The following is a 12,555-nucleotide window of genomic DNA, read 5'->3' as shown; positions in this document are numbered from 1 at the left end:
ACCCATGGAACTGAAAAAGCTCAAAGGATTCCGGGACCTGCTCCCGGACGAAACCCCCCTGTGGCAATACATGGAGGCCAAGGCCCGCCGGGTCCTGGAGGCCTTCGGGTACCGGGAGGTGCGGCTTCCCCTGCTCGAGGACACGGCCCTGTTTCGCCGCTCCATCGGCGAGGCCACCGACATCGTCGAAAAGGAGATGTACACCTTCGTCGACACGGGCGGGAACTCGGTCACCCTGCGGCCCGAGGGCACGGCCTCGGCCGTGCGGGCGTACCTGGAGAACGGGTTCGCCCGGTCGGCACCCAAGGCCCGGTGGTACTACCTGGGACCCATGTTCCGTCGGGAGCGGCCCCAGAAGGGGCGGTTGCGACAGTTCCACCAGATCGGGGTCGAGTGCTTCGGCTGGGCCGAGGCCGAGGCCGACGCCGAGGTGCTGACGCTGCTGTGGGACCTGTTCGCGGCCTTCGGCCTCTCGGATCGCCTGCGGCTCGAGATCAACACCCTGGGGTGCTCGGCGGACCGGGCGGCCTACGTGCAGACCCTGCGGGCCCACCTGCAGGGTCTGCGGTCCGACCTGTGCCCCGACTGCCAGCGCCGCATCGACACCAACCCCCTTCGGGTGCTCGACTGCAAGAAAGAGCGGTGCCGGCAGCTCACCTCGGACGCCCCCCGCATCACGGAGGCGGTGTGCCCGAAGTGCTCGGAACACTTCGCCCGGGTGAGGGAGATCCTCGACGGGGTGGGCCTCGCGTACCGGGTGAACCCCCGCATGGTGCGCGGGCTCGATTACTACAACCGCACCACCTTCGAGCTTCTGGCCGAGGGGCTCGGGGCCCAAAACGCGGTGGCCGCCGGCGGCCGGTACGACGGGTTGGCCGAGGCCCTGGGAGGCCCGCCGGTGCCGGCCCTGGGGTTCGCCCTGGGCATGGAGCGGTTGGGGCTCCTGCTGGACCCCGAGGCGGCCCCTGCGCCGGTACCCACGGCCTACTGGGTGACCCGGGGGCCCGAGGCCGCCGCCCGGGCCCTGGCCCTGCGGCGGGAGTTGGCGGCCCGCGGGATGGGCAGCGCGATGGACCTGGCCGCCCGCAGCTTCAAGGCCCAGATGCGCGCCGCCGACCGCAGCGGAGCCCGGTTCGCGCTGATCCTGGCCGAGGACGAGATGGCCTCCGGCACGGTGACCGTGAAGGACCTCTCCACCGGCAACCAGGAAACCGTGGCGGTCGGCGAACTGATCTCGTATCTTATGGGCCGCATCGCCACCCCCTCCTGACCCCCCAGGGAGACAACAATGACCCACCGACGATTCCGAGTGCTCGGCTCGGCCGCGTTCGCCGTGGCGGCGATCCTGGTCGTCACCTGCGCGCCGGCAACCGCGGGGAGCTGCGTGGACGGGGGCTGCCACCAGGACCTCATGGCGCCCCAGTTCCTCCACGGCCCCGTGGCGGCCGAACAGGCGGGGGCGCCGGGGTGCGTGTCGTGCCACGTGCCCGCGGGCCCGGCCTGCACCGCCAAGAAGGCCGGGAAGTTCCGGTTCAAGACCAAGCCGGCACGGCTGTGCCTGCTGTGCCACGAGCGGGGAACCGGAACCCAGCACACCAAGGCGGGCGGCCGCTGCCTTTCGTGCCACGACCCCCACGGAAGCCAAAAAAGCTACAAACTGATGCGGGCCGGGTAGCCCCGGCGTTCCCGAGCGCGCTCCGGGCCCGGTCCGGCCCGGAGCCGAGCGGCGGCCGCCGGTGCCGAGCCGCTTCACCGCCAAGGAGAGTCCTGCCGTGATCGAACCCATGGGAACATGGAGGCGCACCCACGGGTGCGGCCACATCCGGCCCGAGCACGTGGGCCAGACCGTCACGCTGATGGGGTGGGTACACCGCCGCCGGGACCACGGCGGCTTGATCTTCGTGGACCTGCGCGACCGCGAGGGCCTGGTGCAGGCCGTGTTCTACCCCGACGTGGCGCCCCAGGCCCACGAGCAGGCCCACCGGCTGCGCAGCGAGTACGTGGTCGCGGTGCGCGGCGAGGTCGCGCCCCGGCCCGAGGGCACCGAGAACCCGGACCTCCCCACCGGCCAGGTGGAGGTGCGGGTGCGGGAGCTCAAGATCCTGAACCGGTCGCGCACCCCGGTGTTCCCGGTGGACGAGGAAGCCGAGGTGGGCGACGACCTGCGGCTCAGGTACCGGTACTTGGACCTGCGGCGGCCGGCCCTCCAGAAGAACCTGGCCATGCGCCACCGGGCCGCCGCCAGCGTGCGCCGCTTCCTCGACGACCAGGGGTTCTGGGAGGTGGAGACCCCGGTGCTGACCCGCTCCACGCCGGAGGGGGCTCGGGACTTCCTGGTCCCGAGCCGGCTCGCCCCGGGCAGGTTCTACGCCCTTCCCCAGAGCCCCCAGCTGTTCAAGCAGATCCTGATGGTCTCGGGGGTCGAGCGCTACTTCCAGATCGTCAAGTGCTTCCGCGACGAGGACCTGCGGGCCGACCGCCAGCCGGAGTTCACCCAGATCGACCTGGAGATGAGCTTCGTGGACGCAGACGACATCCTCGACCTGATGGAGGCCATGATCTGCCGGCTCTGGGAGGACACCCTGGGGGTGGAGCTCCCCCGGCCGTTCCCGCGGATGCCCTACGCCGAGGCCATGGCACGGTACGGGACCGATGCGCCGGACCTGCGGTTCGGGCTCGAGCTGGCCGACGTGAGCGGGTGCGTGGCCGGCTCGGGGTTCAAGGTGTTCGCCCAGGCCGTGGCCAAGGGCGGGGTGGTCAAGGTCCTCAACGCCAAGGGAGCCGGTGCGGCCCTGTCGCGCAAGGAGATCGACGACCTGGCCGGGTTCGTGGCCCCGTTCGGGGCCAAGGGGCTGGCGTGGATCCGGATCCAGCCCGACGGCACCTGGCAGTCGCCCATTGCCAAGTTCCTGGGCGACGAGGCCCGGCAGGGGATCCGGGCGGCGGCGGAGCCGGAGCCGGGCGATATTCTGTTCTTCGTGGCCGACACCGAGAAGGTGGCCAACCTGGCCCTATCCAAACTTCGGGTCCACCTGGCCGAGCGCCTGGGGCTCGTCCCCGAGGGCCGGTGGTCGTTCTGCTGGATCACCGAGTTCCCCCTGCTGGAGTGGGACCCCGACGAGAAGCGGTACGTGGCGCTGCACCACCCGTTCACCAGCCCGGTGCCCGAGGACGTGGACAAGCTGGCCGACGCCCCCCTGGAGGTCCGGGCCCAGGCCTACGACCTGGTGCTCAACGGCGTGGAGATCGGGGGCGGATCCATCCGGATCCACACCGCCGAGGTGCAGCAAAAGGTGTTCGATGCCCTGGGGATCGGCCCGGAGGAGGCCCGGGAGAAGTTCGGGTTCCTTCTGGAGGCCCTCTCGTTCGGGGCCCCGCCCCACGGGGGCATCGCCTTCGGCCTGGACCGAATCCTCATGTTCCTGTGCGGAACCCCCAGCATCCGCGACGTGATCGCGTTCCCCAAGACCCAGCGGGGCACCTGCCTGCTCACCGACGCGCCCGCCGAGGTGGACCCGGCCCAGCTCCGGGAGCTCCACATCCGCGTGCGCCGGCCCGAAAGCGCCTCCCCTTGACCCGGTATGCGGCGGCTGGTAATTTCGCACATCCATATCGGGAACCGACGAGGTGCAGACCATGAAACTCACAACGAAGAGCAGGTACGGCGTCCGGGCGGTCTTTGATATCGCCTACCATGCGGGAGGCCTTCCCGCGCAGATCAAGGACATTTCGGATCGCCAGCAGATCAGCCCCCGCTATCTGGAGCAGATCTTCCAAAAACTCAAGAAGGCCGGGATCCTGGGGAGCAAGCGGGGGCCCCGTGGGGGCTACTTCCTGCTGAAGAAGCCGAGCGAGATCACCCTGTACGACATCGTCACCTGCACCGAGGGCCCCATTGAGCTGGTGTTCTGCGTCAGCGACATCGACGACGAGTGCGCGGCCCCACCCTGCGAGCGCAAACCCCAGTGCGTGGCCAGCCCCATGTGGAAGGAGATCGGGGACAAGATCGCCGACATCTTCCGGAGCACCACGATCCAGGACCTGTGCCACAGGGCCGAGGAGCTGGGCATCCAGCGCCAACTGGACGCCCGGTTCATGTACTACATTTAGCCCGCTCGGCCCCGTCCCGTTCGGAGGAGGCCCTTGCCGCGCCCCGTCCGCCCCGGAATGCCCGGGGCGGAGTCGTTTTGGTGTGATACCAAGTTGCCATCCATAGGATACCCAGCCGGGGGCGGGGCAAGGGACCTGCCTCCGGCCGGGCGCGAAGCCAGGCATTGAGATTCGCCGCGCAGGCATGGGGCGGGGGAGCTGGCTTCATGACAACCCGTTGGAATCCGAACCCTTTTGCAGTCCAGACGCCGGAGGCACTGCGCGGCGAGCGAAGGGGCCGCGCCCGGCTCTCCGACAGGACCCTTGCCCCTCTGGGCAGGGGGGCAATAGCTTTGAACGCGACTTGGTGTGAGGAGTTCCATGGCCATTCGCATCGCCATCCACGGCTTCGGCCGGATCGGCCGCAGCGCGTTTCGGGCCGCGTGGGAACGAGCCGGTGTGGAGATCGCCGCCGTATCCGACCGGGAGGACCCCCGGGCCTTGGGGCACCTGCTCCAGTACGACACGGTCCACGGTCGGTTCCGGGGCACGGTGGAGGCCGGGACCGACCGCCTCCGCGTGGAGAACCGGGAGATCCCGTTCGTCCGGGCCGATGCCCCCACCCGCTGCCCCTGGGCCGACCTGGGCGTGGACCTGGTGCTCGAGTGCACCGGCCGCAACACGGTGCGGGGGCGGGCGGCCCGGCACCTGGAGGCCGGGGCCCGGTGGGTGGTCGTGTCGGCTCCGGCCGAGGGGGCCGACCTCACCGTGGTGCTGGGGGTCAACGACCATCTGCTCGACCCCGACCGGCACCGGATCGTGAGCAACGCCTCGTGCACCACCAACTGCCTGGCCCCGATCCTCAAGGTGCTCCACCAGGGGTTCGGGGTCCGGAGGGGGCTGGTGACCACGGTGCACAGCTACACCAACGACCAGAAGCTCCTCGACTCGCCCCACCCCGACCTGCGCCGGGCTCGGGCGGCCGGGGTCTCGATGGTGCCCACCACCACGGGGGCGGCCCGGGCGGTGGGGCTGGTGCTTCCGGAGCTGGCCGACCGACTGGACGGGGTCTCGGTGCGGGTGCCCACCCCCGACGTGTCCCTGGCCGATATCACGGTCGCACTGGAAGCCCGGGCGACGGCCGACCAGGTGAACGCCGAGCTCAAGCGGGCCGCCGAAGGCCCCCTGCGGGGCATCCTGGCCTACACCGAGGAGCCGCTGGTCTCCGTGGACCACGTGGGCAGCCCCTTCTCGGCCGTGGTGGACGGCCCCCAGACCCGGATGGTGGGCGGCGACTTCGTGAAGCTCCAGGCCTGGTACGACAACGAGTGGGGGTACGCGAACCGGCTGGTGGACCTGGCGTTAAGGTTCTCATACCAATTTGCGATCAAGATGAGCTCATAGCGGGCGGTTTGGTATCTGGGGGGGCGGGAAGGGCCTTCGGCCCGCTGGGAAGCTGGAAAGCTAGAAGGCCGGACGGTTATTAACCCGGCGATTAAATAGGCGCGCTAGGCGGCTGCGTATCGAATCTTCGGGTGACGGAAGTACGAGCGCACGCGGTCGGGCAACTTCTGGAGCTTGCGCAAGTGGGAGATCGCCTTCGCCCGGAGTTGCTCTCCCGTGCGTGCCGGCGGTCCCGAGTGCACACCGGCCTTGAGGTCGCAGTTCAGATACTCGTCCGGATTCAGCTCTGGCGAGTACGAAGGCAGGTAGAACACCTCGATCTCCTCCCGGTGCTTCTCCAGCCAGGCCTTCACCGGCTTACTGTGGTGCACTCGGAGATTGTCCAAGATGAGAAACACCTTCCGGTCCGCGTCTTTGATCAGTCTCCGGAGGAACCGGATCAACGTCCGACTGTTCATCGCGCCCCGGTAGGTCATGAACCGAACCTTGCCCTGGTTGGTGATGCTGGAGATCAGGCTGATGGATTCACGTTTGGCGTTGAGCCGAACCACCGGCGTTTTTCCCCGAGGCGCGTAGGAGCGTCCATGTTGGCTGTCCGAACGAAGTCCCGTTTCGTCGCCCCAATGAATCTCTGCGTTTTCTCGCTTCGCACGGGCGACAATGGCGGGGTAGTCCTCATCCAGCCACTTCTGGACCGCCTGAGGGTTTTGCTCATAGGCCCGCCGCAACGGCTTTTGCGGCGTGAATCCCCAGCGCTTCAGGTAGTCCCCGATCGTGCGCACCGGCATCTCGATACCCCATCGGCGCCGGATCAGCTCCTGGATGTTTCGACGCGTCCACAGGGCAAAGGGCATCTTGAGCTGCTCGGGGGTTTTGTCGGTGATGAGCCGCCGGAGTTCCTGTTCCAGTTCGCGGCTCAACGTTCGTTTTTGCCCGGGCTTCCGCCCCCGTTTCTTGAGGCGGATTCCTTGGGTACCGTCGCGTTCATAGATCTTCCACCACTTGCGCACCGTGGAAGGATGAACGCCGACGATCTCGGCAATCTCTGCGAAGGTCCGACCGGCCTTTCGCAAGCGGATCGCCTGGCGGCGTAAGGTCTGCTGGGCCTCTCGGCTGATGCTGCGAGCATCGACTTTGTCCATGACGACAGTGTACCATAATCGCGCCTATTTAGCCACCGGGTTAATAAGAAGCTCTTTTGTCCTTGGGCGCTGCGGGCACCATGATTCAGGGGCATGGGGCCTGAGGGGGGTTCCCGGCCTCGGCCGCGCATCTGGGGCACAACCCCCAGATCTCCACCCGCCGCCCCTCCACGGACCCCCAGGCGCCCGACTCGATGGGCGGCGACATGCGGTCGAACTCGGGCCATCGGAAGTCTCGGATCTCCCGACACCGCCGGCAGATCAGGTGGTGATGGGAGGTCGGGTCGGCGTCGTACCGGACCGCAGGCCCGCCGGGCTGGACCCGGGCGATCAGCCCCATCCGCTCGAACGCGGCCAGGGCCCGGTACACGGTGTCCATCGAGACCGTGGGCAGCCTCGGCCGGACCCGGCCGTACACCTCTTCAACCGTGGGGTGCCCCGGCTTCCCGGTCAACGCCCGGAGGATCTCCAACCGCTGGTGGGTCAGCTTGAACCCGTGGTGACGGCACACCTCCTGGAGCCGCTCCAGGCTGGCGTGGACGCCGTCGCCGGGGGTGCTCACGGCGCCTCCCCCTTGCCCCTGAGGGCCCGGGCGAAGTCCCGCCCGAAGCGCCCCCCCCGCTCCAGGTCGGCGTCGCTCGGGGCCCCCACGAACTCGAAGGGCTCGAGCACCTGATCCCAGCGAAGGGTCTCGAACCACCGCTCCAGTTCCCTCTGGGCCCCGCCGCTCCACCCGTAGCTGCCGAACCGGGCCACCTTCTTGGCCCGCACGGCCTTGCGGCCGGCCATGTCCAGCACGTGGGCCATGGGTGGGAACAGCCCGGCCTCGTAGGTGGGGGCCCCGATCAGAACCCCCGAGCGGGTCCACAAGGACGGCAGGATGTAGCTCACGTGGGCCCGGGTCACGTCGAAGATCTCCACCGGCACCCCTTCGGCCGACACCCCCTGGGCCACCGCGTTCATCACCGCCTCGGTGTTGCCGTACATGGACCCGTACAGCAGGGTAATCCCGGGATCCCCCGCCTCCCCGCCGTACCGGGCCCACCGCTCGTACAACCCCACGATGCGCCCCGGGTCCTTCCGCCAGATCAGGCCGTGGGACGGCGCGACCACGTCCACCCGAACCTCGGCCAGCTTGGCGATCGCCTTCAGGACCATGGGGCTGAACTTGGCCACGATGTTCACGTAGTAGCGCAGGGCCTCCTCCTCGTACCCGGCCAGGTCGGGGCACTGGTCGTCGAACACCCCGCCGCGCAGCGCGCCGTACCCGCCGAAGGCGTCGCAGGAGAACAGCACCCGCTCCGACTCCTCCAGGGTCATCATGGTCTCGGGCCAGTGCACGAACGGGGTCGAGAAGAACCGCAGGCTCCGGTTCCCCAGAGAGAGGACCTCGCCGTCGGCCACGGCCCGCACGTTTCTGCGGATCCCGTAGAACGAGTCCAGCAGGGCCACGGTCTTGTCCGTGCCCAGGATCGTGACCTGAGGCGCGATCCTGAGCAGGGTTCGCAGAAGCCCCGAGTGGTCGGGCTCCATGTGGTTGATCACCACGTAGTCCAGCGACCGGGGATCGGCCACGGCCGCCACCTGGTCCAGGAACTCGTCCACCTTGATGGCCTTGGCCAGGTCCACCACGGCCGTCCGCTCGCCGCGGACCAGGTACGCGTTGTACGACACCCCCCCTGGGGTGATCGGCCAAAGCCCCTCGAACAGGTCGGTGGTGCGGTCGTTCACGCCGATCCAAAAGATCCCGTCTCGGATTCTCACGGGAGGCATGGCAACTCCTTTCGTTGGGCCTTTGGCCCGCTGGAATGCTGGGAGGCTGGGAGGTTAGGGGGCTTGAAAGGATCCCCCACCTTCTAGGCATCACCATGCCTCTTCACCTGCACCTCATGGTCCGGGGGCCATGCTTGGAACACTCTGGAATCAAGTAGGCTTTCATGCGCCCTAGCGTCCTAACCTCCCAGCCTCCTAGCGTCCTAGCGGAAGTTACCAGGCCTCGGCCAGGATCTCGAAGTGGGCCTGGGGGTGGGCGCACGAGGGACACTCCTCCGGGGCCTCGGTGCCCTCGTGGAGGTACCCGCAGTTCCGGCACCGCCACACCACCGGCTCGTCCCGGCGGAACACCCGCCCGGCCTCCACGTTGGCCGCCAGGGCCCGGTAGCGCTCCTCGTGGTGTTTCTCGGCCACCGCGATCGCCAGGAACACCTTGGCGATCTCGTCAAACCCCTCCTCCCGGGCCACCCGGGCGAACTCGGGGTACATCTGGGTGTGCTCGTAGTTCTCGCCCTCGGCCGCGGCGAGCAGGTTCTCCAGGGTGGACCCGATCACCCCGGCCGGAAACGCGGCCTGCACCTCGGCCTCGCCGCCCTCCAGGAACTTGAACAGCCGTTTCGCGTGCTCCTTCTCCTGATCCGCCGTCTCCTGGAAGATCGCCGAGATCTGTACGAACCCCTCCTTCTTGGCCTTGCTTGCGAAGTACGTGTACCGGTTGCGGGCCTGGGACTCCCCGCAGAACGCGGTGAGGAGGTTCTTTTCGGTGCGGGTTCCCTTGATCGACGCCATGGTGTTCCTCCTGTGGTTGGGCCCGGCCGATGCCGGGCAGGTGATGGTCCGGAGGCAAACCTACCCAGGAATAAACCCTTGTCAAGAAAATTTCCTAATATACCCCCCAACGAGATCGCGGACAGGCCGTGGTCCCTCACCGGTCCCGGCAGTCCGGCTTGACACGCCTGCCATCCCCGCGGTAGCGTACGCGCCACAATTCGGATCGACGCCCGCCGGTGCCCCGCTGGGGCTGAAAAGGGAAGAGGGGTGCGAATCCCCCGCGGACCCGCCGCTGTGAGCGCTGACGAAGGGCCACGAAGCCACTGGCCGGAAGGCTGGGAAGGCGGCCCCGAGGACGACGCGCGAGCCAGAAGACCTGCCGGCATGGGCTGCCCACACGAACCTCCCCGGGCTCTTGGGAGGGTGGGATCGTGAAGCGGTGCTTCGAAAACGGGAAGCCCGCACGCCTTGGCGCGTGCGGGCTTTTTTTGTGGCGCGCCGGCGCCGGGGAGACGCGGGAGCGGTGGCAGGAAAAGCCTATTTGGTGGGCGCCGGACCGGGGCGGCCCGATCTGATCACGGTGCGGGGGCTTCGGGTCCTGCGGCGGGCCGAGGTGGTGATGTACGACCGGCTCGTGGCAAAGGAACTGGTGGACGAGGCACCGTCCGCGGCCGAACGCATCGACGTGGGCAAGGCCCCGGGCCGCCACGCGCTGCCCCAGGACCGGATCAACCAGATCCTCGTGGAGCGGGTGCGGGCCGGCCGGCGGGTGGTGCGCCTAAAGGGGGGTGACCCGTTCGTGCTGGGGCGGGGAGGCGAAGAAGCCCTGGCCCTCGCGGGGGCGGGCCTCCCGTTCGAGGTGGTCCCTGGTGTGACCTCGGCCGTTGCCGCCCCGGCCTACGCCGGCGTGCCGGTGACCCACCGGGGGGTGGCCCATGCCTTCGCCGTGGTCACCGGCCACCGCTCGAACGAGCAAGAGGTCTCGGACTGGGGGGCCGTGGCCCGGGTGCCCACCCTGGTCATCCTCATGGGCATGGGACGCCTGCCCCAGATCTGCGAGGGGCTGATCCGCGCGGGCCGCGCCCCCGACACGCCCGCGATGGCGGTGCGGCACGGCTCCACCGATCGCCAGCGGGTGGTGCAGGCGACCCTCGCCACCCTCCCGATCCGGGCCCGGGAACTGGGTCTGGGTGCCCCGGCCACGGTCGTGGTGGGCGAGGTGGTGAACCTGGCCCAGGACCTGGCCTGGTTCCGCCCGGGCGTCCCCCGGGACCAGAGCGAGGCGGCCGGGACCGACCGACCCCTCTGGCACGAGGCGGCCCTGACCTGGAAGAAAGCGGTCCCCGATTGAGATCCCAACCCGAACTCCGTCTGGAGGTGGAACCATGAACACCGGCACCGTCCTGTACATCACCGATGCGAAGCACGCCCCCGACCCCGTGGAGCTCCCGGCCCGGGCCGCAGCCCTGGGCTTCGATCCCCACTGGGTGGCGGTGGCAGGCTCGGCGCCCGGGTGGCCCACGCCCCAGGATGCCATGCTCTCCCTGGCCGAGCGGGGCGCCCACCGGATCGAGTTCCGGGCCGCGCACCCCGAGCCGGCCGGGAAGATCCGGGTTTCAGCCCACGGATACCGAATGCTGGGGTGAGCCCCGGCGAGTCCCCATTCCCCCATTTCCCCCAGAAAGGAGGAACCATGCGACGTTGGACCCTGACCCTGCCCCTTCTGATCCTGGCGGCCCTGTGGGCCGTGCCCGGGCCGGCGGGTGCGGCCCAGCTGCTGACCCGAACCCTCAAGGACAAGCCGGCCATCGTGATCGCGGCCTTCGGCACCAGCACCCGGGCCCAGGTCACCTTCGACGCCTTCGAGAAGCAGCTTCGCAAGGAGGTGCCCGGCTACGAGATCCGCTGGGCCTTTACCTCGGAGATCATCCGGGAGCGGGTCAACAAGCGCTGGGCCAAGCAGGGCATCCAGAAGCGCCTGAAGAGCCTGCAGCAGACCCTCGGCGACCTGGAGGCTGAGGGGTACACCAAGGTGGTGGTGCAGCCCCTGCACATCTTCCCCGGTGAGGAGTACGAGGAGGTCTTGAAGATCGTGGAGCACTACCCGGGTCTGCGGATCGAGACCGGGGAAACCCTGCTTCAGCGGTGGGAGAGCCTGTTCGAGGTGGTGGAGGTGATCTCCCAGGACTTCCTGCCCCCCGAGGAGGGGTGCAACGTGCTCACCGCCCACGGCACGCCCTCGTCCCACGTGGGGTCGAACATCACCTACCTGGGCCTGGAGCGGCACCTGTCCAAGAAGTACCCCAACGCGTTCCTGGGCGCGGTGGACGGCATCATCACCCGCGAGGACGCCCTGGGCGCGGCCAAGGCCTGCCCCAAGAAGCGGGTGCGGTTCATCCCGTTCATGTACGTGGCCGGCGACCACATCATGAACGACATCATGGGCGACGAAGAGGACCCCGAGAACCCCAGCTGGAACACCGAGCTCAAACGGGCCGGCATCCAGACCGACGTGACCACGGTGACCTACGAGGGCGACACCTACTACAAAGGCCTGGGCTTCTACCCGGAGGTCAACGAGATCTTCATCAAGGAGATCCAAAGGGCCCTGAAGCGCCTATAGCCCAACCCCGGTCCCAAACGCTCCTTTCGTCGTGGGGGAGGGGATCCCTCCCCCACCTTTTTTTGGACCGGCCGCCAGACCTTTCGGGAGACGACCACGAGATGCACGCGAAACACCGGCCCCGCTGGCCCGTGTGGCACCGCGTGGGCAGCGCGGCCGTGGCGCTGCCCCTGGTGTTCTACGCGGTCACGGGGGTGCTGCTGAACCACCGCCAGGCGTTCGACTACTTCCAGGACCGCACCGCCCGGGTCCGGCCGGTGGCGAAGAAGGACCTGGGGCCCCTACGGGAGTTCCTGGCGTTCTACAAGGCCGAGATCGGCCGGGACGACGACCCCGCGGTGATCCGGATCAAGAACGGACGGACCGTGGAGTTCCTGTACGGCTCCCACGGCCAGGTCACCTATGTGATTGACCCCGAGGCCGGCCGGATGACCCGGATCGAGAAGCGGCCGGTGGAGCCGTGGAGCACCCTCAACCGTCTCCACAAGGCGTTTAAGACCCCCGGGCCCTGGGTTTGGCTCGCGGACCTGGTGTCGGTTCTTCTGGTGGCCTCGCTCGTGACCGGCCTGGCCGTTCCGGGGGCCTGGCGCCGCAGCTGGCGGCACCTAGCCCTGTGGGGCGCCGTGTTCACGGTGCTGCTGCTGGGGATGGCGTGGGCCATGTGGGGGGCCTGACAGACGCCTTTTTCGCCTACCCGGCCACAGGCCCGACTGACCACTGATCACTGACCACTGAAGTTCTTGGGAGGAAGAC

Annotated in this window: 13 protein-coding genes and 1 riboswitch; of the genes, 9 read left to right on the top strand and 4 right to left on the bottom strand. The window is 68.7% G+C overall.

What is annotated here, in order from left to right; all coding sequences use genetic code 11:
• Window positions 1-4: 4 nt before the first annotated feature.
• From hisS to gap, 5 genes are all read left to right on the top strand, one after another.
• A complete protein-coding gene (gene hisS, locus DEFCA_RS0115030) occupies window positions 5-1,270 on the top strand; it encodes a histidine--tRNA ligase (protein ID WP_025323833.1) in 1,266 nt (421 codons plus the stop codon).
• Between the two features lie 18 nt (window positions 1,271-1,288).
• Window positions 1,289-1,675, top strand: a complete 387-nt coding sequence (locus DEFCA_RS0115025; protein ID WP_025323832.1) for a cytochrome c3 family protein — start codon at window positions 1,289-1,291, stop codon at window positions 1,673-1,675.
• 97 nt (window positions 1,676-1,772) lie between these two features.
• Window positions 1,773-3,575, top strand: coding sequence for an aspartate--tRNA ligase (gene aspS / locus DEFCA_RS0115020; RefSeq protein ID WP_025323831.1), 1,803 nt, complete (start codon window positions 1,773-1,775; stop codon window positions 3,573-3,575).
• A gap of 61 nt (window positions 3,576-3,636) precedes the next feature.
• A complete protein-coding gene (locus DEFCA_RS0115015) occupies window positions 3,637-4,110 on the top strand; it encodes an RrF2 family transcriptional regulator (protein WP_025323830.1) in 474 nt (157 codons plus the stop codon).
• Window positions 4,111-4,470: 360 nt separating this feature from the next.
• On the top strand, window positions 4,471-5,493 hold the full coding sequence (gap, locus tag DEFCA_RS0115010; RefSeq protein ID WP_025323829.1) for a type I glyceraldehyde-3-phosphate dehydrogenase: 1,023 nt from the start codon (window positions 4,471-4,473) through the stop codon (window positions 5,491-5,493).
• Between the two features lie 104 nt (window positions 5,494-5,597).
• Here gap and DEFCA_RS0115005 read toward each other — a convergent pair whose 3' ends face one another.
• The 4 genes from DEFCA_RS0115005 to rbr all read right to left on the bottom strand — a co-directional run bounded on the left by DEFCA_RS0115005 (window position 5,598) and on the right by rbr (window position 9,197).
• Window positions 5,598-6,635, bottom strand: a complete 1,038-nt coding sequence (locus tag DEFCA_RS0115005; RefSeq protein WP_025322004.1) for an IS630 family transposase — start codon at window positions 6,633-6,635, stop codon at window positions 5,598-5,600.
• A gap of 85 nt (window positions 6,636-6,720) precedes the next feature.
• On the bottom strand, window positions 6,721-7,197 hold the full coding sequence (locus DEFCA_RS0115000) for a Fur family transcriptional regulator (RefSeq protein ID WP_025323828.1): 477 nt from the start codon (window positions 7,195-7,197) through the stop codon (window positions 6,721-6,723).
• A complete protein-coding gene (locus DEFCA_RS0114995) occupies window positions 7,194-8,408 on the bottom strand; it encodes an FprA family A-type flavoprotein (protein ID WP_025323827.1) in 1,215 nt (404 codons plus the stop codon). Before DEFCA_RS0114995 ends, DEFCA_RS0115000 begins: the two co-directional genes overlap by 4 nt.
• A 213-nt stretch (window positions 8,409-8,621) precedes the next feature.
• Window positions 8,622-9,197 (bottom strand): rubrerythrin, encoded by a 576-nt coding sequence (gene rbr, locus DEFCA_RS0114990; protein WP_025323826.1) that lies wholly within the window; start codon window positions 9,195-9,197, stop codon window positions 8,622-8,624.
• A 199-nt stretch (window positions 9,198-9,396) separates the two neighbouring features.
• A riboswitch (cobalamin riboswitch) is annotated at window positions 9,397-9,577 on the top strand.
• A gap of 125 nt (window positions 9,578-9,702) precedes the next feature.
• Between rbr and cobA the strand changes: the two genes are divergently transcribed.
• The 4 genes from cobA to DEFCA_RS0114970 all read left to right on the top strand — a co-directional run bounded on the left by cobA (window position 9,703) and on the right by DEFCA_RS0114970 (window position 12,476).
• On the top strand, window positions 9,703-10,530 hold the full coding sequence (cobA, locus tag DEFCA_RS0114985) for a uroporphyrinogen-III C-methyltransferase (protein WP_025323825.1): 828 nt from the start codon (window positions 9,703-9,705) through the stop codon (window positions 10,528-10,530).
• Window positions 10,531-10,564: 34 nt separating this feature from the next.
• On the top strand, window positions 10,565-10,825 hold the full coding sequence (locus DEFCA_RS0114980) for a hypothetical protein (RefSeq protein WP_025323824.1): 261 nt from the start codon (window positions 10,565-10,567) through the stop codon (window positions 10,823-10,825).
• Between the two features lie 47 nt (window positions 10,826-10,872).
• Window positions 10,873-11,802 (top strand): sirohydrochlorin cobaltochelatase, encoded by a 930-nt coding sequence (locus DEFCA_RS0114975; RefSeq protein ID WP_025323823.1) that lies wholly within the window; start codon window positions 10,873-10,875, stop codon window positions 11,800-11,802.
• Window positions 11,803-11,903: 101 nt separating this feature from the next.
• Window positions 11,904-12,476 carry a PepSY domain-containing protein gene (locus DEFCA_RS0114970; RefSeq protein WP_025323822.1) on the top strand — a complete coding sequence of 191 codons (573 nt, stop codon included), beginning with the start codon at window positions 11,904-11,906 and terminating at the stop codon, window positions 12,474-12,476.
• Window positions 12,477-12,555 lie beyond the last annotated feature (79 nt).

This window comes from Deferrisoma camini S3R1, assembly GCF_000526155.1.
GTDB classification, from domain to species: domain Bacteria; phylum Desulfobacterota; class Deferrisomatia; order Deferrisomatales; family Deferrisomataceae; genus Deferrisoma; species Deferrisoma camini.
The sequence above is the reverse complement of the archived record's forward strand: the minus strand, read 5'-3'. Positions and strand labels throughout refer to the sequence as shown.

Bases quoted from the DNA above. Each gene is read 5' to 3' on its own strand.
- DEFCA_RS0114980 (WP_025323824.1), top strand. From the start codon at position 10,565: ATGAACACCGGCACCGTCCTGTACATCACCGATGCGAAGCACGCCCCC.
- gap (WP_025323829.1), top strand. From the start codon at position 4,471: ATGGCCATTCGCATCGCCATCCACGGCTTCGGCCGGATCGGCCGCAGC.
- DEFCA_RS0115025 (WP_025323832.1), top strand. From the start codon at position 1,289: ATGACCCACCGACGATTCCGAGTGCTCGGCTCGGCCGCGTTCGCCGTG.
- DEFCA_RS0115005 (WP_025322004.1), bottom strand. From the start codon at position 6,635: ATGGACAAAGTCGATGCTCGCAGCATCAGCCGAGAGGCCCAGCAGACC.
- DEFCA_RS0114970 (WP_025323822.1), top strand. From the start codon at position 11,904: ATGCACGCGAAACACCGGCCCCGCTGGCCCGTGTGGCACCGCGTGGGC.
- rbr (WP_025323826.1), bottom strand. From the start codon at position 9,197: ATGGCGTCGATCAAGGGAACCCGCACCGAAAAGAACCTCCTCACCGCG.
- DEFCA_RS0115015 (WP_025323830.1), top strand. From the start codon at position 3,637: ATGAAACTCACAACGAAGAGCAGGTACGGCGTCCGGGCGGTCTTTGAT.
- hisS (WP_025323833.1), top strand. From the start codon at position 5: ATGGAACTGAAAAAGCTCAAAGGATTCCGGGACCTGCTCCCGGACGAA.
- DEFCA_RS0114975 (WP_025323823.1), top strand. From the start codon at position 10,873: ATGCGACGTTGGACCCTGACCCTGCCCCTTCTGATCCTGGCGGCCCTG.
- DEFCA_RS0114995 (WP_025323827.1), bottom strand. From the start codon at position 8,408: ATGCCTCCCGTGAGAATCCGAGACGGGATCTTTTGGATCGGCGTGAAC.